Raw genomic sequence first — 20,052 nt, forward strand, 5'->3', positions numbered from 1 at the left:
TGCCGAGGAGGGGTGCGCCCAGACAGCGCACCCTTCCTCGATCAGCGTCAGCTACATCTCGGCGCCGCCGCCGTAGCAACGGCAACCAATGCCGTTGCAGATCATGACCGTGCCGGGCCCGCAGCCATCCGGGGTACCGCATGCACCGACCTCCATCGCGCAAGCCTGGTTCGACGGGCAGCTACCGCACGAGTAGGAGGAGAAGCATTCATCCGAGAACGTGCCGCACTGTCTGCCGTAGCAGGCCTGTTCCTGGGTCCGGGGCGTGCAGGTGCCACAGACGTTCGGGGTTCCCGTACCGCCGCAAGACTCAGGGGCCGTGCACGAACCACAGTTGAGCATCCCCCCGCAGCCGTCAGACACGCTGCCGCAGTTCTTGCCCAGCTGCTCGCACGTCTTGGGCATGCAGCAGCTTCCGCTCCCGAGGCAGACCTGTCCCTGATCGCAGGTGCCGCAGTTCAGCGTGCCGCCGCAGCCGTCGGACACGGAGCCGCAGGTACGGCCCAGCTCCGAGCACGTCTTGGGGGCACAGCAGTTGCCCGCGGCGGTGCAGACATTGCCCGTGGAGCAACTGCCGCAGTCGAGCGCGTTGCCACAGCCATCCACCGCGGGACCACAGGCGCGTCCCTGCGTCGCGCAGGTGCTCGGCGTGCAGCACATGTTGTCCGTCTTGCAGAGCTGACCGGTCGGGCAGCTTCCGCAGTCGAGCCGGCCATGCGTCGTCTCCGGGATGACGCCACACTGCTTGCCCACCCGTGAGCAGATGTCCGGAGACACCCGCGGCGTCACGAGCTGGTCCATGAGGTCCACGTGTGCGGCGTAGTTCGTCCTCGGCGCACTCGCGGGGGGCGTCCGGATGTTGATGCCCGAATGCGCGGTGGCGCCCAGCGCCTTCGACTGGCGCGCCCTCAGCCCCGCCCCCACCAGCACATCCGGAGTCTCCCCGGGATTCGTCATCCAGAGGGCCACTTCCGTATCCGGCGGCGGCGAATCCGTCAGGAGGACGGCCTGGCCCTGGTCGAAGGGCGTGAGCAGCGTCTGCCCGACGGTGTTTCCCAGGACGAACAGCGGCGCGGTGATGGCCCGCGGCATGAACTGGCTTCGGCTCAAGCCGTCCACGCGGATGAGCAGGCCGTCCTGGAGCGTGACCTCCGCCCCATCACGCCAGACGGTGAAGCCCTCTTGAATGTGGACGGGCTCCACGGAGACCACCGTCCCCAGGCCCGAATTCTGGGACCGGATCGCGGGGGCAGGCGCAGGCGCAGGCGCGGGCGCGCGGGCGGCGGGGGCCTTGTCGCTACACGCGAGTGACAGGCCCAACAGAAGTGTCAGCAATAGGCGGTTCATCAGAATTCGATCTCCAGGTCATCCAGGGCAACGCTTCCCTGAGCGGTCTCGCCATCCGCCAACCGGATGCGGACCTTCGTGATGTTTCCAAGGTCGACGTCCGTCGCCGTGCCCGCGAAGCCCGCGAGCGGCAAGCGGAACGTCTTGAAGGCGGCCGACGTCGTGTTCATCAAAGCGCTGATGGGATTGATCGAGCCGTCATCCCGGTAGCGGTCCTCCGGCCACCAGATTCCCGCCCCGTAGATGGAAGGGACCTGGCCGAACCCATTCAACGACATCGCCTCGACGTGGCCCGCCCCGTCCTCCAGCTCCACCCGGAAGCTCAGCGCAGTCCCAGCGGCCGTGTAGGCATGGCCCGGAACCTGGGCGACCCGGAAGTTGAGGCTGCGGGCCAGCCGCAGGTCCTGCTTTCCGACGGGAACCGTCTGTTCATACGCCTGGTTGCCATTCCAGGCGAAGCGCGCCCCCTTGGTGGCCTGGAAGAAGCGGTTGGCGGGCTCCGCCTCCAGCAGCAGGTCGGTGTCCAGCAGCGGTCCTTCGGACAACTCGGCCAGGGTGGAGGTGACCGGCGCCCCCGCGCTGGAGAGCGTCAGTTGGGAGTTGGATTCATAATCATCCAAAACCAGTCGGGTCCGGGTGGCAAGCCGCGCCTGGGAATACATCGAGAGCCCGGCAGGAGTTCCCAGGGGAACCAGGGTCGCCGGCTGCTGCAGGAAGTAGTCGCCCGCCGCGCGAGACCCTTCGTCCACGAACCTCAGGAACGCCGTGATGTAGGCGGTCGCGACCAGCCGCTGCGGTGCGCCGTCGATCAGCGTGCCGGCGGCTCCCACCGGAGTGTCCAGGATCTGCCGGTCGAACTGATCCTGATAGGTTATCGGGTCTCTTCCCTTCCAGAGCAACTGCACGTTCGCATCGCTGGCCGGCCAGCTCGTATTGAAGTGGTTGTGGTTGGCCCCTTCGATGCGGAGCGCGAAGCGGTCCCCCTGGGCACGGTCGTAGTGGATGAAGGGCCGCACGGTGGACATCGCTCCGTTCACGTCGCCATCCGCGGAGCCATACATCAACAGATACGGCACGTTGGACGGAGTGATGGGAAGCTTCTCCACCGCGAAGCTCACCGGCGCCAGGCTGATGATGCCCTTGATGTTGCTCGGACTCAGCCCCGTGAGCGTCCCGCCTGGAGGCACGGATCCGAAGGCCGGAGCACCCGAGGCGTACTGGATGAGCTGGTGCTGGGCCACGACCGCCGCCTCACCGCCGCGCGAATGCCCCATGAGATAGATCCGGGACGCGTCGATCTTGCCCGCGATGGCGGGGACCGCCGTGGAGTTGGTCAGGAGCAATTCAAGGTTCTTCAACAGGACCCAGGCTCGAGCCTGGATGCCCGGGGTCGGCCGCCACCGGTTCGGCGGGATGGCGGGATAGCCACCGTAGACATTGCCGCTCAGTCCATCGAGGTCGATGCTGACGGTGATGAAGCCTTGCGAGGCCAGGTGCTCCTGGAGGTACCGGTAGCCCTGGTAGTTCTCGCTCGACGTCATGTCGGGATCCACCGTCACCGCGACCCGCTTGGCCCCGGGGGCGGGCTCGATGAACAGGGTGCGGGGGGTGTGATTGCCGTGCGCGATCATCACCAGCGGGCGCTTGACGGACAGGTCGGTCGGGAAGACCGCCAGTCCCCTCAGGGGCAGGAGGGCTCCGGCGGGGGTGACTTCATCCCATCCGCCCGGCAGACGCGTCGTGAACTTGGGCTTCGAAAAGGTGTCGCCAAATTCGAAGCTCTGGATGCCCAACGCTCCCGGTGTCACATAGGAGCCCTCCACGTCGACCGCGGGCAGTCCTTCGGGGCTCACCAGCAGGTCTCCCGGATCCAACCGGCCATCCCCCACGAAGTCCGCGGGCGCGTCCGCGAAGTTTCCGAAATCATAGACGACGTCATAGGACCCTTCGGCCGCCGCGGCCCAGAGGGTGAGGATTTCGGGGTCCACATTGGCGGCCCCGACATCCAGCTGCTTCACGGCGCCAGCGGCGGGAACCTGGACGAGGTTGGCGTTCGCGGCCCACAACACCGCGTCCCGGTGGGCCACCAGGTAGACGTTCGCCCGGCGTCCCGTGCGCTCACGCTGACGGGTCCGATCCAACGCGACCTTGAGAGGGCTGCCTCTGTTGGCGGTGCGCAGCTCCCGGAAATGGGGAGTGTTCATCGCGTCCTCGATGCCCACGGCCGCGGGCGAGGGCGCCAGCCGGTAGCGCACGCGCTCCTCGGCCAGCAGGTCGCCATTCACGCGGTAGGTCAGCTTGAAGACCGCCTCACCGACCATTTCCCGGCCATAGGCCAGCAGCTTCAATCCGCCCGCGGGGATATCCCAGAGCTGCAGGGGCAGCGCGCCCAGGGGCCGGTACAGGGTCCCCTCCTCGTAGAACTCCACGAGCCCCGTCGGGCCGCTCTCCTGTTCGAACGTCAGCGAGAAGCCCGGCAGGAGCGGATCGACCTTGATCGACAGCGGGCTCATCCGCGGACGCTTCTGCGTGAAGTTGGCGGCCGTGACGATGGCGGTGCCATGGGGACGCTCCAGGTGGACCCACTCCGGGGACTCCCCCGGCGTCGCGGGAGCCACCACCATCGGATCCAGCGCGAGCCCATAGAGCGTGAACGTGCGCGGCGGGCTCACGCCCAGCGGGACACCGCCCCGGATGGCCTCCGCCTCGAAGGTGTAGTCCCCCGCGGGAGGCACGACGCCCGCGGTGTTCTTGCCGTTCCAGTTCGCCGTCCGGACTTCACCCTCGCCTCCTCCGGTCAGCGTCCCGGAGGCCACGGTGGTGCCCCCCGTGTTCTTGATGCGCCACGCATACGAATCCACCGGGACCGAGTCCACGAGGCCCGTGGCCGACACCCGGAAGTTCGCCGTCGCCGAGGCGGCGAGCAGCTTCTCGCGCTGGACGTAGCGGTCGCTGGAGCTGGAGACCTGGGTCTCCACGTTCTCCACCACGATCACCTGGGGACCGGCGGCCACCGCGAGCTGCTGCCCCACGCCCGTCTGGACCGACAGGATGATGTCGAACGTCCCGGAGACCCGCGCGCCCGAGGCATTCGTGCCATTCCAATGGAGGAAGAGCGGCAGGCCACGGCTGGACTGGTTGAGGAGCGGCGTCACGCCCTTGTAGGCGATCTGGGTCGTCCCGGAATAGACGACGTCCATGATGATGGCCGTTCCCGTCGCGAACGCCACCTCGTCATAGAACGCCGAATCCAGGTGCACCGCGACGAGCACGCCGCTCGTGTCGTTCTCATGGAGGACGCGCGCGTTGCCAGGCAGCGGGGAATCCAGGCAGGCCAGCGACGCGCAGTTGCCGATGGAGACCGGAACGGTGAGCGAGCCCTGCTTCCCGGCTTGATCGTCATCCGTCACGGTGAGGGTGATCTGCCAGCGGCCCTGGCACGCGGGCGGCACGTTCGCGCCCGCGGGGAACAGCAGGATGTTCGTGACAGAAGGCCCCGACGGCAGCGTGGGAACCGGGCACGCGGCGGTGGGAGGCGTCGCGCTCCACTGGTAGTGGGTGATGCCCATCCCCGGCGCGGGCGCCGTGCCGTCGAACGTGTTGTCCAGGTCCATGCTGGCGGAGCCGTCCACGACGATGGGGGCGAGGTTCAGGCCGGACAGCAGCACCGTGGGGCGGATCAGCGGCCCGTTGACCACCGCCTGCGGCGCGGTGTCCGGGGGCAGCACGCTGACCGAGATCTGCTTGGAGCCTGGATTGCCCTCGCCATCCAGCCCACGCACCTCGAAGGTCCACTCCCCGGCGGGGACGGTCTCCGCGCCCAGCGTCAGGATGGGACCGGTGGTGCTGTAGCTGGGGAACAGGGTCGAGATGGGAGCGAGCGGATGCTGGGACAGGTCCTGGCTGGCGTACCATTCATAGACGCCCGTCAGGCCCGGGGAGACGGTGACGAAGCGGCCATCCGTCAGGTGGCAGCGCCCCGGCTCGGTCGGGCACGGCGAGTCCGGGTCCTCGGAGATGCTGGCATCCAGCACCAACGGCCCCGAACCGATGACGTGCCGCGACGGCGGGTCGCGGAAGGCGAACTTGGGCATGCCGTCGAGCAGGACGGTGACCTCCTGGTTCACCGACTCGTCCTCGTTGTCCGTGGCGGTGAGCCGGAAGATCCACGTGCCCGGGACCGCCTGCGCGGAGCCCCCGGCCAGCGCGGAGATGGAGGACGTGAAGGCGGCCACGTTCATCGTCGCGCTCGAGGAGAGCACGGAAGGCACCGCCACGCCCGCGTCATAGGGGGCCTGGACCACCTCCCACTTGAACGTGAGCTGGCCACCGTCTTCATCATCCAGGATGGTGGTCTCCAGTTGGATGGGGTTGCCCTCATCCACATGGGTGGCCCCGGACAGCTGGATGCGCGGCTTGATGTTCACCACCGTGACGGTGATCTCACGGGACAGCGAGGCCCCCTCGTTGTCCGTCCCCGTCACCTTGAAGCGCCAGGTCCCGACCTCCTTGCCCGTGGTGGGGATGCTGAGGCTGGACTGCGTGGAGTACCCGGTCTGGACGCCAGGCGTCGACCCCGTGGGGGCCGACAGGATGTCCCAGCGGAACGTCAGCTCGCCGCCATCCTCGTCATGGGTATTGGTGACACCCACCTGGATGTTCTTCTGGACCACGACCTGCGACGCGCCCGTGGCTTCGAACTGCGGCGCGGCGTTCGCGATGGTGAACTGCACCGGGAACGTCTTCATCTCCCCCTCGTCGTCATCCACCTCGAGCCGGAAGACCCACGTCCCGATGTCCTTCTCCGTGATGCCCTGGAGGGTGGGGTTGGCGGTATTGGCGTTGGTCAGCCCCCGGGTGGATGCGGGCGGCTTGGAGGTGATGATCCAGCGGTGGATGACGCTTCCCCCGTCCGGGTCGTTCGAGTTCGCCTTGAGCTGGACGGTCCCGCCCCACAACACCGGCGGCGTGGCGAGGGCGTAGGACGGACTGGCCGTGGGCGCCAGGTTGACGACGTTGTAGGTGGGATTGATGAACTGGCGGACCGCGACACTGGCCTCGCAGATGTAATTGCAGGGGGGCCGCACCGCGGACACGCACCAGCCGGAGTGCGGCACGGTGTCCAGGAAGCAGGAGAACTCGTGCTCCCCCAGATCCCTCAACGAACGCGGATTGAAATAGAAGTTGAAGTCGTACGTGCCGTCCCCGTTCCCGTCGAAGAAGGGGCACCCGTTGGGCAACGTCAGGAGCTCCGAGAACGGAGTCACCCGGTTCGGGTCGTTGCTGTACGGTGAGATGGCGACCGAGCCCGAGGGGCTGAAGCGGAAGGGCGAGCAGGCGGCCTGCGCGGGGAAGCGCCCCGGGGTGTAGATGCCATCATGCAAGACCCGCTTGACGAGCGTGTTGTACGCGAGGGTCGTCAGCTCATTGGACGCCAGGGATTGGACCGGAGCGGCGTCGGAACTGACGGCCGGGATGGATTCCAGGTCAAGGTAGCGCGACAGCTGATTCGCCTGCACGGGTGCGGGCGAGGGCGTTGTCGCAAGAAGATACACTGCGAGCAGGGCGGCGGAGGTCACGGTCAGTGTCCGGAGTCGGAAGAGGGAGCGGACGGCGCCTGCGCATCCAGCGCCAGCCGCATCGCGAGGTGGTTCTGGATCACGGCCGATGAACGCAGCTCATCGATCAGCCCTGACCGCCGGAGCTCCAGCAGTTGGGCACGCATCACCGCCGGGACACGCGTTTTGACAGCGGAGAAGGGAGCGACGACAGACGGCCCCCGGGCCTTCAGCCGGAAGACATGGAAGCCCTGCTCCGTGCGCAGCACCGGGGAGACTTCCTGCAACGAGAGCGCGTTCAGTCGCTCCCAGACCTCGGCGGGCACCTGGGCGGCGGTGAGGCGAACGGATTCGCCGCCGGAAAGGGGCGCTGCCGTCGTGGCGGGGAGCCAGCTGCGTCCCACCGGGCGGGACTCGCCAGCGGCCGCCAGTTGCTGTTCCCGAAGGGCGCTCGCCTCCTGGGCACGTGCGGAGACCTCTGCCTCTGTCGCCTCGGGCGGGACGGCGACCCGCAGGTCCTCGACGTCCAGGTGGGCCGAGATCTGGAACTGTTCCGGATTGCGCTCGAAGAAGGCCTGGAGGGCGTCCTCCGGGAAGCTCCGGGCGACCCGGCGTTCGACGAGCTGCTCCGCCAGCAAATCCAGGCGGACGCGGCGCTGGAGCTCTTCACCCGACGCCTCGTCCGAGGCGGGGGTTGCCTCCGTACCCAACGCGTGACGGCGTGAAGCGAATGCCTTGTCGAGCGCCCGCGCATCCACCGTGAGCTGTTCCTGCTCGGCGGCGTGCTCGATGAGCGCTTCATTGATGAGCCGTTCGGCCAGCGCGGCCTTCTGGGCCTTGGCCAGACTCCCGGGAAGGTGCCCATCCCGCATGCGCAGCCGGGCGACATCGTTTCGCCAGAGCTGGTTGAAGCGCTCGAGCGAAACCTCCTCGCCGTCCACCACGGCGATGGCGTTCGACTCCGGGTCCTCGGGATTCGAAGGGCTGGCCTGTGGCTGGCCAAGGCCCACCCAAAGGCCAATCGAGGCGACCGCTGAAAATGTCAGGAAACGCCATCGCCAGGGACGGCCCACGGCATGGATGGCACGAGATAGGAATTCAAGTTTTGGCACAGCGCAGCCTGATAGCAGCGCGTCCATTTCAACGTCTAGAAGGGCAATCTTTGGCGCGGAACTACTTGCCTGAGGCAACTACATTGCGGGCCACCCATTCAACTCAGCGTACGGGTTCTGCGCAGCCGTCAGGACCAACGCCAGGTCAATTGCGCCACCACCGGGCATGCTGGACCCGGGGTGGCAAATCAAACGGGAGTGCCAGGCGCTCGTCAGGGAAAGGAGCACGGCTTCGCGCGAATTCGCGGATTCGCCGCATTCGTGCTCCAGTGGGATCCCCTCTCCTTCCGTCCGTCCATGACCACCGAACCCCATTCGCCTCCTCAAGAGCCGGGCATGCGGCGCGCGGTATCGCGCTGGGAAATTGTCGGGTTCTCCATCAACGACGTCATCGGCAGTGGTGTCTACCTGCTGCCCGCGGCGGCCGCCGCGAACCTGGGCTCGGCCAGCACGGGCGCCGTCGTGCTCGCGGGGCTGGCGGTGCTGCTGCTCGTGCTCTGCTTCGCGGAGGCGGCCAGCTACTTCGACAAGCCCGGCAGCGCCTATCTCTACACGCGTGAAGCCTTTGGAGAACGGGTGGGGTTCCAGGTCGGCTGGATGACGTGGCTGGCGCGAGTCTCGTCCGTGGCCTCGTTGTCCGTCGGCTTCTCCCGCGCGCTGGGCTTCCTGTGGCCCGCGGCGAACTCGGGCATGGGACAGGGCTTGGCCATCGCCGTGCCCCTGCTCGCGCTCACCGCCATCAACGTCGTGGGCGTGAAGGGCGGCGCTCGCACCGCGGTGCTCCTCGCCGTCACCAAGACGGTGCCCCTGCTGGTGTTCATCGCCGTGGGCCTCTTCTCCGTGTCCGTGCCGCTGGCGACGTCGGTGGCTCCCAGGGATGGAGGCAACCTGGGGTCCGCGGTGCTGCTGCTGCTGTTCGCCTATGCCGGCTTCGAGAACACGGCGGCTCCGGCGGGTGAGTTCAAGAACCCTCGCCGCGACGTGCCCTTCGCGCTCATCGTGCAGATAGGCGTTGTCACCCTCATCTACACGGCGGTGCAGTGGGTGGCGCTGGGCACGTTGCCCGGGGTCGCGGACGCGCAGACGCCGCTCGCCAACGCCGCCGCGCGGTTCCTCGGGGGTTGGGGTGGGCTCCTCATGACGGTGGGCGGGGTGCTGTCCATCCTGGGGACCAACAGCAACACCGTGCTCGCCGGGCCGCGCTACCTGTACGCGCTGGCCCAGGACGGCTTTGGCCCCGCCGCGCTCGCCACGCTGCATCCGCGCTACCGCACGCCGACGGTCGCCATCCTCACGCAGACGGCCATCGCCCTGCCCCTGGCGTTCTCCGGCTCGTTCGAGGTGCTCGCCACGCTCTCCGTGGTGGCCCGGCTCGCCACGTACTTCGGCACGGCCCTGGCCGTGCCCGTGCTGCGCCGCAAGCTCCAGGCGCCCCCGAACGCGTTCCGCATCCCGGGTGGGCCCGTGATTCCCCTCGCCGCCGCCGCGCTGTGCGTCGTCTTCGCGCTGAGCGCGGAGCGCGAGAACCTCGTCGCCGGGGCCATCGCGCTCGCGGTGGGCTTCGTGCTCTACAGGTTCCAGCGCAAGCCGGACGGGAAGGCGGCGCTCGGATAGCGCGGGAGGTCGCACGCTACGGCCCATTCGCCGCGTTCGCGGCGATGAAGGGCGCTACGGCTTGCGCTTCGGGGGCGGGACGGCGGCGGCGGCGGCTTCGCGCAGCTTGTCCTTCTTGCTCTTGCGCCGGCCCTTCACTCCGCCGTTCACATCCAGCGGCGGTGCGGCGGACACGGCCGTCGGCGTCGGTTCAAAGCCCGCCACCTGCTCTCGCGCGACGGACAGGTGGTTGCGCTTCTCGATGAGACGGAAGTGGGCTTCGGTGTCCGCGCTGACGAAGCTGATCGCCACGCCCTGGTCGCCCGCACGCCCCGTGCGGCCAATGCGGTGCACGTAGTCCACGGTCGAACGCGGCAGGTCGTAGTTCACGACCGCGGGCAGGCCCGCGATGTCCAGGCCGCGCGCGGCGACGTCGGTGGCGACGAGGACGCGCACGCGCTTCGCCTTGAAGTCCGCGAGCGCCCGCGTGCGGGCCCCCTGGCTGAGGTCTCCGTGCAGCGACGTCGCGGGGATGCCGGCTCGGTTGAGCTTCAGCGCGACATGGTCCGCCGCGTAGCGGCTGGCGACGAACGTGAGGACGTGGGACCACGCGTGGGTTTCCAGCAACTGCCGCAGGAGCATCGTGCGCCGGGGCGCATCCACCTGGATGGCCCGCTGGAGGATGAGGTCCGCGGAGGGCAACTCTCCGTCATCGACGTCGATGCGCGTGGGCTCGTGCAGCAGTCGCTCCGCGAACGTACGCACGGCGGGCGGGAACGTGGCGGAGAACAGCAGGTTCTGGCGGCGCGCGGGCAGGAGCGTGAGCAGGCGGTTGAGCTCGTCAGCGAAGCCCAGGGAAAACAGCTGGTCGGCCTCGTCGAGCACCAGCGTCTCCACCTCCCCCAGCCGGAGCGCGTTCTGGTCCACGAGGTCCAGCGCGCGGCCCGGTGTGGCCACGACGACGTCCGCGCCGCCCCGGAGCGCCAGCATCTGCGGGTTCGCGGAGACGCCGCCGACCGCGAGGCAGGTCTTCAGCGGCCTCTTCAAGTGACGGCCATACCGCTGGAGGGAGTCGACGATCTGGGCGGCGAGCTCCCGCGTGGGGACCAGGATGAAGGCCCGCACCGGCCGGACCGCCCCACCCGGCCGGGCGCGCAAGGCCTCCAGGAGGGGCAGCAGGAACGCCGCGGTCTTCCCCGAGCCCGTCTTCGCCGAAGCCTGGACGTCGCCGCCGCGCAGCACCACGGGGATGGCCGCGCGCTGCACCGGCGTGGGTTCGTCGTATCCAAGTTCGGCCACGGCGCGGGCGAGCGCGTCCGACAGGCCAAGTGAAGCGAAGGTCATGGGAGGGGAGCCCTGGGTGGCACGACGCGGAGAACCCTACCCTACCTGGCGCGGGGGGCGGCGGCTTCACTGGCGGCAGGGGTGTCCCGGCAGGTAGATGGAAGCGGGGGAAGCGGCTCCGGGTGACCCGCTCGAGGCCTCCGGGACACCCTCCAGCCGCGACAGGAACTCCGGGGCACGCTGGCGGACGAATTCAATCAGAAGCGGCCAGTCCCTCCGCGGCTTCTATCAGAGGTTGCTTTCCTCGGTGTCCGGATCCAGGCGCACGAGGTACGGCGGGACGGTCCACTTCAGGGCCTGGTCCAGGTTGCCCGCCCTTGCGCTTCCGAGGAGCAGGATGGGGGCGAGCCCCATTCCCGTGATGAAGTCCCCGGTGCCGTCGGTGCGCCGTCGGTACTCGGCGATGGCATCCTTGAGGTGGGTGGTGCCACCGCGCGAGCCGATCAACGCGTTCAACATGCCCGCGGCGTTCACGCCCTTGGTCACCGCCGCCCGCAGCGCCTCCCTGTACTCGTCGTACTCCTCTTGCGTGAGCAGGCTCTGCTGACGGATCCGCTTGAGGTAGCGGAGCTTCGGAATCAACGCGTCGCGCTGATCGCGCAGCAGGCTGCCCATGAGCGGGACCTGTCCCGCCGGGTCGTTGTGGAAATACTGCTGCGTCAGGTCCATGTCGCCCAGCGAGATGTCGACATCCATGTGGATGCCCCCGACGAAATAGAGATAGAGCAGTCGCGCCAGGTCCGAGAAGTATTTGACGTCATCCCAGATGCCAGCCAGCGCGGAGTGGCCGGCCCGGCTCGCCAGCTTCGTCAACCAGCCACCGCTGTCGAGCCGCTCGATGGCGAGGACCCGAAAGCCCGCCTGCTCCAGCCTGCGCCGTTGGATGGCGCGCAGGGGCCGCTTGTCCTCGGGCGCTTGAGGGCGCTTGGAGAAGATGAAGACGCCCTTCGTCTTCGCGATCGCCCCTTCGAGGTGCGAGTCCAGCACCCGCTCGACCTCGTCGGAATACCAGAGGTGACACGTCCAGCCCGCCCGCTTCGCCCGGAGCCCATCGGAGATCAGCTCGTCGACCACCGCGGGACTCATGGGTCCGCCAGTCCAGAAGCGATGGATGTTCTTCGGGATGGCGTGCGTCGTCCCCATCGGAGAGCCGAGGATCCCCGAGATGAGCAGCGCCTCCTGGGCCTGACTGGGATGCAGGTGCATCTGCCCGGCGGTCGAAGCACGGGGCATGGCGAAGAGGCCTCGAGGGACCTCCAACAAGGGCGCGGGCGTGAGGCTCGCGGACGGGCGGGACCTCCGGATATCGAACAGCCGAACAGGAGTCTCACCCACGCTCGGCCCCTGGGGACCGTGCTCCGCGCAGATGCCGAGCGAGCAGAAACGACACGTGTCGCGAACCCACTCACCGATCAGCGCTCCACTTCGATGCGCCGGGTCATGGCAGATTCCCAGATCACAGAATGCACACATGGCCTGCGTCCTCGAAGGGTGAACGAGCGTCGAAAGCGCGCAGTCTGTCCGCAGGCACGTGGCACGGGAATGGGTGCGCCGAGACCTCCGACCCCTGCCCCAGTGAAGCATTCTTGAATTTCCGGCAGGGGTGAGGGGTGGAGAGAAGGCGGGCGGCCGGTGGAGCACTCTGCCCGTGCTCTGTCGCCCGCGCGTCCCATGCCCATGCATTGAGCACGGTCATGCCTCCCCCTCCCTTGCCTCCGAGCCTCGAGTCGCGCCGTCCCCAGATGTTTCCCGTCCTGGACGCCCGGGACATCGAGCGCATGCAGCGCTTCGGTGAGGTCCGGCACTTTCGTGATGGGGAGTGCCTCTTCGCGGCCGGACAACCGAGCCCTGGGATGCTCGTGCTCGCCCAGGGCCGAGTGGCCCTCTCCCGGCGCGATGGCCTGGGGCACTCGATTCCCATCGTGGAGGAGGGCCCGGGCCAGTTCCTCGGTGAAGTGGCCCAGCTCTCCGGACGCCCCTCGCTCGTCGACGCTCACGCGGTAGGGGAAGTGGAGGCGCTGGTCATCCCCCCGCACCGGCTGCGTGCGCTGCTCGTGGCGGAGGCGGACCTCGGCGAGCGCATCATGCGCGCCCTCATCCTGCGCCGCGTGGGCCTGCTCGAGACAGGCGCCGGTGGGCCCGTCCTGGTGGGCCCTCCCGAGGGCGCGGGCAGGGTTCGCCTGGAGGGCTTCCTGTCGCGCAATGGCCACCCGTACCTCGCGATGGACCCGGCGCGGGGCGCGGAGGCGGCTTCACTGATCGAGCGCTACTCGCCACACGCGGAGGAGCTCCCGCTCGTGGTGTGCCCGGATGGCTCGGTCCTGAAGAACCCCTCCGAGAGCACCCTTGCCCGAGCGCTCGGACTGCTGCCGGAGGGGGCCTTCGAGACGCACTATGACGTCGCCGTGGTGGGCGCGGGGCCCGCGGGGCTCGCCACCGCCGTGTACGCGGCCTCCGAGGGGCTGCGGGTGCTCGTCCTGGATCAGCGGGCCTTCGGGGGGCAGGCGGGCGCGAGCGCGCGCATCGAGAACTATCTGGGGTTCCCCACGGGCATCACCGGCCAGGCGCTTACCGCGCGCGCCTACGTGCAGGCGCAGAAGTTTGGCGTGGAGATGGCCATCCCGGCAGAGGTCGCCTCCCTGCGCTGCGCCGCCCCTGGCGCGCCGCTCACGCTCGCGCTGACCGACGGGCGCAAGGTGCGCACGCGGACCGTGGTGGTGGCCAGTGGCGCGCGCTACCGCCGTCCCGCGCTCGCGAACCTCGGCCAGTTCGAAGGCCGTGGGGTCTTCTACTGGGCCAGCCCCATCGAGGCGCGCATGTGCGCCGACGAGGAGGTCATGCTCGTCGGCGGTGGCAATTCCGCGGGCCAGGCGGCCGTGTTCCTCGCGGGCCACGCGCGTCGGGTCCGCGTGCTCGTGCGTGGCCGGGAGCTCGCGGCGAGCATGTCCAGCTACCTCGTCGAGCGCCTGGCCGCGTCCCCTCGCATCGAGCTGGTGATGGAGACGGAGGTGGTGGAGCTGGCGGGCTCGGACGAGCGCGGCCTGCGGCGCGTGCGCTGGCGGCACCGACCCAGCGGGCGGGAAGAGGCGGACGACGTGCGTCACCTCTTCCTCTTCATCGGGGCGGATCCGGCCACGGAGTGGCTCACGGGCTGCGGTGTGACACTGGACGCGAAGGGATTCGTGCGCACGGGCTTGGTGCTCGGCGAGGAGCCGCTCCAGGCGGAAGCCTGGGAGGCCGCCGGGCGGGCGCCGTTGGGGTTCGAGACGAGCCTGCCAGGAGTGTTCGCCATCGGCGATGCGCGCTCGGACTCCGTCAAGCGTGTGGGGGCGGCGATTGGAGAGGGTGCGGCCGTGGTGGCGCAGCTGCATGCCTGCCTGGCCTCCGCCGCCACACGCGTTGCGACAGGCCCCCTCGCATCCCCATGTTCGACACGATGAGGCCATCGGTCGGAGGCCCCAACACGGAGCGCGAGCCATGAAGAAGGCATGTCCCCACCTGGAAGACACCCAGCAGCACCGGACGGCTCCCGTCCACCCCAGCGGCCACGGATGCATGGAGTGTCTGAAGGACGGAGGGGACTGGGTCCATCTCCGGATGTGCCTGACCTGTGGGCACGTGGGCTGCTGCGACGACTCGCCGTCACGCCACGCGACCCAGCACTTCCACGCCAGCGCCCATCCGGTCATCAAATCGTTCGAGCCTGAAGAGAACTGGGCCTGGTGCTACGTGGACGAGCAGTTCCTGGACCGGATCCCCACCTTCCCAGGCGAGTCACCGCCGGTGCACTACTCAGCCCCCATGAGCGCGCCCTAGGCACCTCCCTCATCGCGCCACAGGTTGGGCCGGCTCGCGAACAGCTCCGTCAACCAGTCGATGAAGACGCGCGCCCCGGCGCCCAGCTGACGTGTGGGTGGGTAGACCAGGAAGAGGGGCCGGGGTTCGGGCCGCCAGCCGTCCAGCACCCGCACCAGCTCCCCGGACGCGAGGTAGGGCTCCAACACGAAACGCGGAGCGAACATGACACCCAGGCCGGCGAGCCCCGCGGCCAGGTACGCATTGGTTTCGTTGAGCGTGAGCAGGCTTCGACCCTGGACCTCCAACCGCTCGCCCTCGCGAACGAAGACGAAGGGGAGCTCCTTGCCGCTCAGCGACGAGAAGTAGCTGACCACCGCGTGCACCGGACCCGCCAGCTCCAGCGGGTGGAGGGGCGCGCCGTGGCGCTCCAGGTAGCGGGGGGATGCGCACAGCCAATAGCAGAGGTCGCCCAGGTGTCGTGCCACCAGGGACTCGTCCGTCACCGTTCCTCCGCGAATGGCGCAGTCGACGTTGTCCGCGAGGAGGTCCACGACGCGGTCGCTCACGCCCAGCTCGATGTGCAGCTGGGGGTAGCGCGCGTAGAACGACGGCAGCGCGGGGACGAGCAGCAGCCGGGCGATCGTCCCACTCGACTCCACCCGCAGGCGCCCCCGGGGACCGCGCCGTGACTGGGACAGCGTGGCTTCGAGCTCCCGCACCTCGCCCAACAGCCGCAGGGCCTGCTGGTAGTAGGTCATGCCCTCCGGGGTGACCGTCACGCGGCGCGTGGTGCGGTGCAGCAGCTTCACGCGCAGATGCGCCTCCAGCTGTTGGATCAGCCGGGTCACCGCCGCCTTCGGGCGGCCCAGCGCGTCCGCTGCCTTGGTGAAGGTGCCGGTCTCCACCACGCGGACGAAGGCTTCCATCGCCGTGAACGTGTCCATCTTCCACCTTCCGATTGTTTCAGCGGTGAAACGCAGTGTGCGAAGTGCTCCCGTTTATCCCAGCGGAGGCGGGGCGTATCTCCTCGTGCATGCAAACGACCCCTGCTCGCGGTGCCTTCCTCGCTGTCTCTCGTGCCCTCACCCTGCTGATGCTGAGCGGTGCTCCCCTGCTTTCGTCCTCCGTCCACGCCGCCGCGCCCCAGGTCCGGACCCAGGCCCCCGGGTTCCATCGGATGGTGCTCGGCGACTTCGAGGTCACCGCGCTGTCCGACGGCACCGTTCCCCAGACCGTGAGCGAGGTGGCGACGGGCACGACGCCATGGCGGGTGAAGGAGCTGCTCTCGCGCGACCACCTGGAGGATCCGGTCGAGCTGTCCATCAACGCCTTCCTCATCAACACCGGCACCGCGTTGGTGCTCGTGGATACGGGCGTGGGGAGCTTCTTCGGCCCTGGCGTGGGAGGCCAGCTCCAGCAAAGCCTCAAGGCGGCGGGCTATCGCCCCGAGCAGATCGACGTGGTGTTGCTGACGCACATCCATTCCGACCATTCGGGTGGGCTCATGTCCAAGACGAGCCGGGCGTTCCCCAACGCCATCCTCCGGGTGCACGCGCGAGAAGCGGGCTTCTGGCTGGGTCGCGATGGCCAGACGAAGGGAGCGGTGGACCCGAAGTACTTCGAGGAGGCGCGGGCGATGGTGGGGCCGTACCTGGACGCGGGGAAGCTGAAGACGTTCGGAGATGGGGACGCCATCGTTCCAGGCATCCGGGCCATGCCGACCCCGGGACATACGCCGGGGCACAGCGTCTACGTCGTGGAGAGCCGTGGAGCGCGGTTGGTCCTGTGGGGCGACCTGATGCACTTCGGCTCGGTGCAGCTGCGCGAGCCTTCGGTGACGGTCGCCTACGACGTCGATGAGCGCGCGGCCTCGGCGCAGCGGGCGCGTGCGTTCACGGAAGCGGCGAAGCGCGGCGACCTGATCGGCTTCGCGCACGTGCCCTTTCCCGGTCTGGGCCGGCTGAGCGCGGAGGGCAAGGGCTACCGGTGGATCCCGTTCAACTACAGCTCCGGCCAGCGCTGGGAGGGCGCGAAGGCCAAGGCGGAGTGAGCGGGTTCCGTAACGAGGCAAGGACAAGCCCAGCCACCCGCTGGGATGACTGGGCTTGTCCGGTGGAATCCATGCCACGGAGTGAGGAGGGGGACGCTACTTGCGCTGGAGCAGGGTCCTGATGGCGCTCAGGATCTTGTACTGCCGGAGGTTCAGCTTGCCCAGCCGGCCTTCCACCGGGTTGGGCGTGGGCGGCTCCTCCAGCGGGTTCTCGGCGCGCGGGTTCGTCAGGCAAAGGAACTCGCGGATTTGAAGCAGGTCCTCGGGAGTGAAGCCGCTCTCGTATTTCGAGACATCGGACGGCTTGGTCATTTTCTCCTTCAGCTCCTGCGTGAGCCTCGTGAGCTCTTGCTGCGTATCCGACTGGAAGGTGGCCCTTCTCGAATCCATGGCGTGCATGCTGTTGAAGGTTTCGGTTTGCCGGGCCTGGAATTGCTGGAGCTGTTCGGAGAACCTGGGTTTGTTGCGTGAGGCCGTATTGGGGAAGCCGTTGTTGCGGGCCGTGATGTAGGGAGGCATGGAGGCCTGGCTGACGCCCACCTTCAGCTTCCGGTCGTAATGGATGTACTTCCCCACGCGCGTCGGCGGCTCGATGAGGAGGATGCGCTCATAGCCGATGCCGGTCTCGTGCCAGGCCACCATGCGCTCGCCGCCGTAGCTGCGGTCCTCCTCCATGTACCGCACGAAGTAGCCGAGCAACGCCAGCGCCTCCATGTTTCCGCTCCGCATCCCCAGGTGCCGGACGTCGCACACGCGATGAAGCAGCTCGTAGAGCTGGTATTGCGCCACGCGCTTCCCGCCGGAGAGCTCCTTCCAGGCAGGCTCCGTCCAGAACTCGGTCAGGTCGAAGCAGCGCGGCTCCCCGTAGTAGGACTCCAGGCTGCGGCAGATATCACCGTATTGATACTTGCGGCTGAACGTGTCCTTGACGCCTTCATGCAGGATGGGTTTGTCGCCCGCGATGATGACGCAAAAGCCCAGCTCCGCGGCCAGCCACGCCATCTGCGCCATTCCCTTGAAGCTCGTGTCGTGCTCGGGGTGGTACTCCCCCTTCTTCCCGGTGAAGCGGCTCCAGAGGATCAGCACCCTGCGCTTCTTCAGGGAGTCGAGCGAGCCCACCCGGCGGTGCAGGAAGTCGAGGATGGCGCCCTGCTTGCGGAGCTTCTCGACGGCAAACCCCCGGCGGATGGTGTCGCGGTTGTCCAATTCGGAGCTGTTCGTTCCTCCTTCCTTCTGGAACCGGTCGCTCAGGAAGTAGGTGCCCATGTTGTAGGGCGCGAGCCAGCAGAAGAGCCGCTGGCTCCTCATGAGCTCATAGACGCTGTTGCTGAAGGCCGTCCGGTCGAAGCATCCCCTGGCGGTCTCCGCGAGCCGGACCCGCTCCCTGCCCAGCAGCTCGCTGAAGAAGCTGTACATCCCCGCGCTGTGGTCCTGCTCCGGCTTGTCGTCCTTGAAGTGGACGACGACGTTCATGTTCTGCTTGAGGAGCGCGCTGGCCCCGATGCCAAACATGTCGCCGCTGGCGTGTCCTCCAATGACGCACGTCACCGGCAGTTGGGCCCAGATGGTGTGCTGGACGTCCTGGATGAACCGGTAGTAGCCCTCGATCGCCCGGAACCGCAGGTCCGAGTCCTCTTCGAACTGCGCCAGCATCCGGGACAGGAACGAATCGGTGTCGTGCTCCTCGAGCTTGAGCTCGAAGATGCGGAGCAGGTCGCGCACGAAGTCGCTCGCGATCTGGCGGCGCGCATCCCTCCGGGTGCCCCAGGACTCCAGCTCGGCCCACCACTCCATCTGGTCCAGGCTGTTGCCATCCATGATGTCCGTCAGCCAGAGGTCCACCAGGGTTCCCAGCAGGGTGTTGGTGCAGAGGTCCTCGTCCTCGGCGGCCTGGCGGATGATTTTGAAAAGCTGCGCCCGGAACGACTGCTTCGAAACGACGTCCTCGCCCCATGCCTCTTCCATGTCTCACCTCGTTCCTAGTGTCGGCTCCGCCGCGCGGTGGTCGCGGTCCAGGCAGAGCATCGTCGCTGCTTCCCTTCGCCCGTTCCCGAGAGGAAGGTCGCAATCCAGGGTGGGCCGGAAGCCGCGGCCCTTCAGGAGTCGGAGCGCCCGCTCATTGTCGTGCTGGCAGCGAGCGTACAGCCTGCTCAGCTCCAGGCCCTCAAAGGCCCGGCGCACGGCCTCCTCGGCCGCCGCCCGTCCGTAGCCCCGGCTCCACCAGGCGCGGTCGATGAAGAAGGCGAGCTCGGCGTGGCGCCGTGACGCCTCGACATGGAACAGGCTGCACACGCCCAGCAGTTGTTCGGAGTCCTCCGGGTGGACCGCGAACGAATGGGCTGTCCCGGCCCGGTGGGCCCGCGAGCGGACCTCGATGAAGTGGCTGCCGAAGTTCTCCGGCGCTGGCATCGGGAGGCCCGCGGGAAACGCGACCTCCGGATCGCTGACCAGTCGCTGAAGGTCTTCGGCGTGGCGCTGCGTGAGCAGCACGAGCCGCACAAGGGGGGCATGGGCGGGCATTGCGGAGGGCTCGGAGAATACCGGAGGTGGCGCTGCCGCATCCATCCGAAGCCAGCTCCAGCCCCCGGATTGCTCCCTTCCCCGCCGCTTCCTAGGATTTCGACCTTCGCCGCCTCCCCTCCTCTCAAGGAACCCCGCCATGCGTTACACGCGAAGGAACATCTCCGAGTTGCTCGAGACCGTGCAGGGCAGCCCCGACGTCATGGGCTTCTGGACGTCAAACTTCGCCGGCTCCGCATTCACCCTGGTCCCCTCCCCCGGAGGCATGATCTGGCAGGACATCTACGCGCCCAGCCACCAGATCTGCGAGGACGGCATCCCGTACGGCACCGAGGACGGCATGAACAATCACTGCGGCGGCACCGGCTACTGACGTTGAAGGACACCGGCCCGGCCCAGTTCCGGGAGTGCACCAGCATCACCCCGTGGAAGCGCCGCTGGGAGCCGCCCGTGGGCGCTCATCGAAGGAACCTGTCCTTCTCCCAGCGAGCCTCCCTCGCCTAGCCTCGTCCAGATGCGATGCGGATCCTGTACCGCACCGGATTGTTGAGACACCAGGTTGGTTGTAATCAGGCCGCCTGCTTCGACTGCATCAGCGCTCGCCGGGCCTGACTCGGCGAGCGGAAATGGTGGCGCTCCAGCAGCCAGTGCTCGTTGTACCGGTGGGCCCACTCCAGCAGCGCCTGTCGGAGTGCCTCCACGGTGGAGAAGGTGCGTACCCAGAGCAGTT

General features: G+C 68.2%; 13 protein-coding genes. 5 read left to right on the top strand and 8 right to left on the bottom strand.

What is annotated here, in order from left to right; translation table 11 throughout:
* Positions 1-51 precede the first annotated feature (51 nt).
* From D7X30_RS29025 to D7X30_RS29035, 3 genes are read right to left on the bottom strand one after another with little or no spacing between them, the layout of a single operon-like run.
* Entirely contained in the window at positions 52-1,347 is a 1,296-nt protein-coding gene (locus D7X30_RS29025) for a hypothetical protein (protein WP_147443348.1), read from the bottom strand.
* Positions 1,347-6,926, bottom strand: a complete 5,580-nt coding sequence (locus D7X30_RS29030) for a FlgD immunoglobulin-like domain containing protein (protein ID WP_147443349.1) — start codon at positions 6,924-6,926, stop codon at positions 1,347-1,349. Before D7X30_RS29030 ends, D7X30_RS29025 begins: the two co-directional genes overlap by 1 nt.
* A 2-nt stretch (positions 6,927-6,928) precedes the next feature.
* A complete protein-coding gene (locus D7X30_RS29035) occupies positions 6,929-8,044 on the bottom strand; it encodes a peptidylprolyl isomerase (protein ID WP_120566213.1) in 1,116 nt (371 codons plus the stop codon).
* 309 nt (positions 8,045-8,353) lie between these two features.
* Between D7X30_RS29035 and D7X30_RS29040 the strand changes: the two genes are divergently transcribed.
* A complete protein-coding gene (locus tag D7X30_RS29040) occupies positions 8,354-9,631 on the top strand; it encodes an APC family permease (RefSeq protein WP_120566214.1) in 1,278 nt (425 codons plus the stop codon).
* A gap of 54 nt (positions 9,632-9,685) precedes the next feature.
* Here the strand turns inward: D7X30_RS29040 and D7X30_RS29045 are convergent, their stop codons facing one another.
* Positions 9,686-10,954: a DEAD/DEAH box helicase gene (locus tag D7X30_RS29045; RefSeq protein ID WP_120566215.1), complete on the bottom strand. Its 1,269-nt coding sequence runs from the start codon at positions 10,952-10,954 to the stop codon at positions 9,686-9,688.
* A 228-nt stretch (positions 10,955-11,182) separates the two neighbouring features.
* Complete coding sequence (locus tag D7X30_RS29050; protein ID WP_120566216.1) at positions 11,183-12,187, bottom strand: hypothetical protein; 1,005 nt, start codon at positions 12,185-12,187, stop codon at positions 11,183-11,185.
* Between the two features lie 461 nt (positions 12,188-12,648).
* Between D7X30_RS29050 and D7X30_RS43685 the strand changes: the two genes are divergently transcribed.
* Both D7X30_RS43685 and D7X30_RS29060 read left to right on the top strand, forming a co-directional pair.
* The gene (locus D7X30_RS43685; protein ID WP_120566217.1) at positions 12,649-14,394 is read left to right on the top strand and encodes an FAD-dependent oxidoreductase; all 1,746 of its coding nucleotides are present in this window, start codon (positions 12,649-12,651) and stop codon (positions 14,392-14,394) included.
* A 37-nt stretch (positions 14,395-14,431) separates the two neighbouring features.
* Positions 14,432-14,770, top strand: a complete 339-nt coding sequence (locus D7X30_RS29060) for a UBP-type zinc finger domain-containing protein (protein ID WP_120566218.1) — start codon at positions 14,432-14,434, stop codon at positions 14,768-14,770.
* On the opposite strand, the gene D7X30_RS29065 is transcribed toward D7X30_RS29060, so the two are convergent.
* A complete protein-coding gene (locus tag D7X30_RS29065) occupies positions 14,767-15,696 on the bottom strand; it encodes a LysR family transcriptional regulator (RefSeq protein ID WP_120566219.1) in 930 nt (309 codons plus the stop codon). The genes D7X30_RS29060 and D7X30_RS29065 overlap by 4 nt on opposite strands.
* A gap of 89 nt (positions 15,697-15,785) precedes the next feature.
* Between D7X30_RS29065 and D7X30_RS29070 the strand changes: the two genes are divergently transcribed.
* The gene (locus tag D7X30_RS29070) at positions 15,786-16,802 is read left to right on the top strand and encodes an MBL fold metallo-hydrolase (RefSeq protein WP_233591842.1); all 1,017 of its coding nucleotides are present in this window, start codon (positions 15,786-15,788) and stop codon (positions 16,800-16,802) included.
* Positions 16,803-16,898: 96 nt separating this feature from the next.
* Here the strand turns inward: D7X30_RS29070 and D7X30_RS29075 are convergent, their stop codons facing one another.
* Both D7X30_RS29075 and D7X30_RS29080 read right to left on the bottom strand, forming a co-directional pair.
* Positions 16,899-18,767, bottom strand: a complete 1,869-nt coding sequence (locus D7X30_RS29075) for a hypothetical protein (RefSeq protein WP_120566221.1) — start codon at positions 18,765-18,767, stop codon at positions 16,899-16,901.
* Between the two features lie 3 nt (positions 18,768-18,770).
* Positions 18,771-19,322, bottom strand: coding sequence for a GNAT family N-acetyltransferase (locus D7X30_RS29080; RefSeq protein ID WP_158619415.1), 552 nt, complete (start codon positions 19,320-19,322; stop codon positions 18,771-18,773).
* A 139-nt stretch (positions 19,323-19,461) separates the two neighbouring features.
* Between D7X30_RS29080 and D7X30_RS29085 the strand changes: the two genes are divergently transcribed.
* The gene (locus tag D7X30_RS29085; protein WP_120566223.1) at positions 19,462-19,695 is read left to right on the top strand and encodes a hypothetical protein; all 234 of its coding nucleotides are present in this window, start codon (positions 19,462-19,464) and stop codon (positions 19,693-19,695) included.
* The last annotated feature ends 357 nt before the right edge of the window (positions 19,696-20,052 follow it).

This window comes from Corallococcus sp. AB011P, from assembly GCF_003611605.1.
Taxonomy (GTDB): Bacteria; Myxococcota; Myxococcia; order Myxococcales; family Myxococcaceae; genus Corallococcus; species Corallococcus coralloides.

What these genes read in the sequence shown, in the direction of transcription:
- D7X30_RS29065 (WP_120566219.1), bottom strand. Translation starts at nt 15,696, where the DNA reads ATGGACACGTTCACGGCGATGGAAGCCTTCGTCCGCGTGGTGGAGACC.
- D7X30_RS29035 (WP_120566213.1), bottom strand. Translation starts at nt 8,044, where the DNA reads ATGGACGCGCTGCTATCAGGCTGCGCTGTGCCAAAACTTGAATTCCTA.
- D7X30_RS29075 (WP_120566221.1), bottom strand. Translation starts at nt 18,767, where the DNA reads ATGGAAGAGGCATGGGGCGAGGACGTCGTTTCGAAGCAGTCGTTCCGG.
- D7X30_RS29045 (WP_120566215.1), bottom strand. Translation starts at nt 10,954, where the DNA reads ATGACCTTCGCTTCACTTGGCCTGTCGGACGCGCTCGCCCGCGCCGTG.
- D7X30_RS29085 (WP_120566223.1), top strand. Translation starts at nt 19,462, where the DNA reads ATGCGTTACACGCGAAGGAACATCTCCGAGTTGCTCGAGACCGTGCAG.
- D7X30_RS29070 (WP_233591842.1), top strand. Translation starts at nt 15,786, where the DNA reads ATGCAAACGACCCCTGCTCGCGGTGCCTTCCTCGCTGTCTCTCGTGCC.
- D7X30_RS29050 (WP_120566216.1), bottom strand. Translation starts at nt 12,187, where the DNA reads ATGCCCCGTGCTTCGACCGCCGGGCAGATGCACCTGCATCCCAGTCAG.
- D7X30_RS43685 (WP_120566217.1), top strand. Translation starts at nt 12,649, where the DNA reads ATGCCTCCCCCTCCCTTGCCTCCGAGCCTCGAGTCGCGCCGTCCCCAG.
- D7X30_RS29040 (WP_120566214.1), top strand. Translation starts at nt 8,354, where the DNA reads ATGCGGCGCGCGGTATCGCGCTGGGAAATTGTCGGGTTCTCCATCAAC.
- D7X30_RS29080 (WP_158619415.1), bottom strand. Translation starts at nt 19,322, where the DNA reads ATGCCCGCCCATGCCCCCCTTGTGCGGCTCGTGCTGCTCACGCAGCGC.
- D7X30_RS29025 (WP_147443348.1), bottom strand. Translation starts at nt 1,347, where the DNA reads ATGAACCGCCTATTGCTGACACTTCTGTTGGGCCTGTCACTCGCGTGT.
- D7X30_RS29060 (WP_120566218.1), top strand. Translation starts at nt 14,432, where the DNA reads ATGAAGAAGGCATGTCCCCACCTGGAAGACACCCAGCAGCACCGGACG.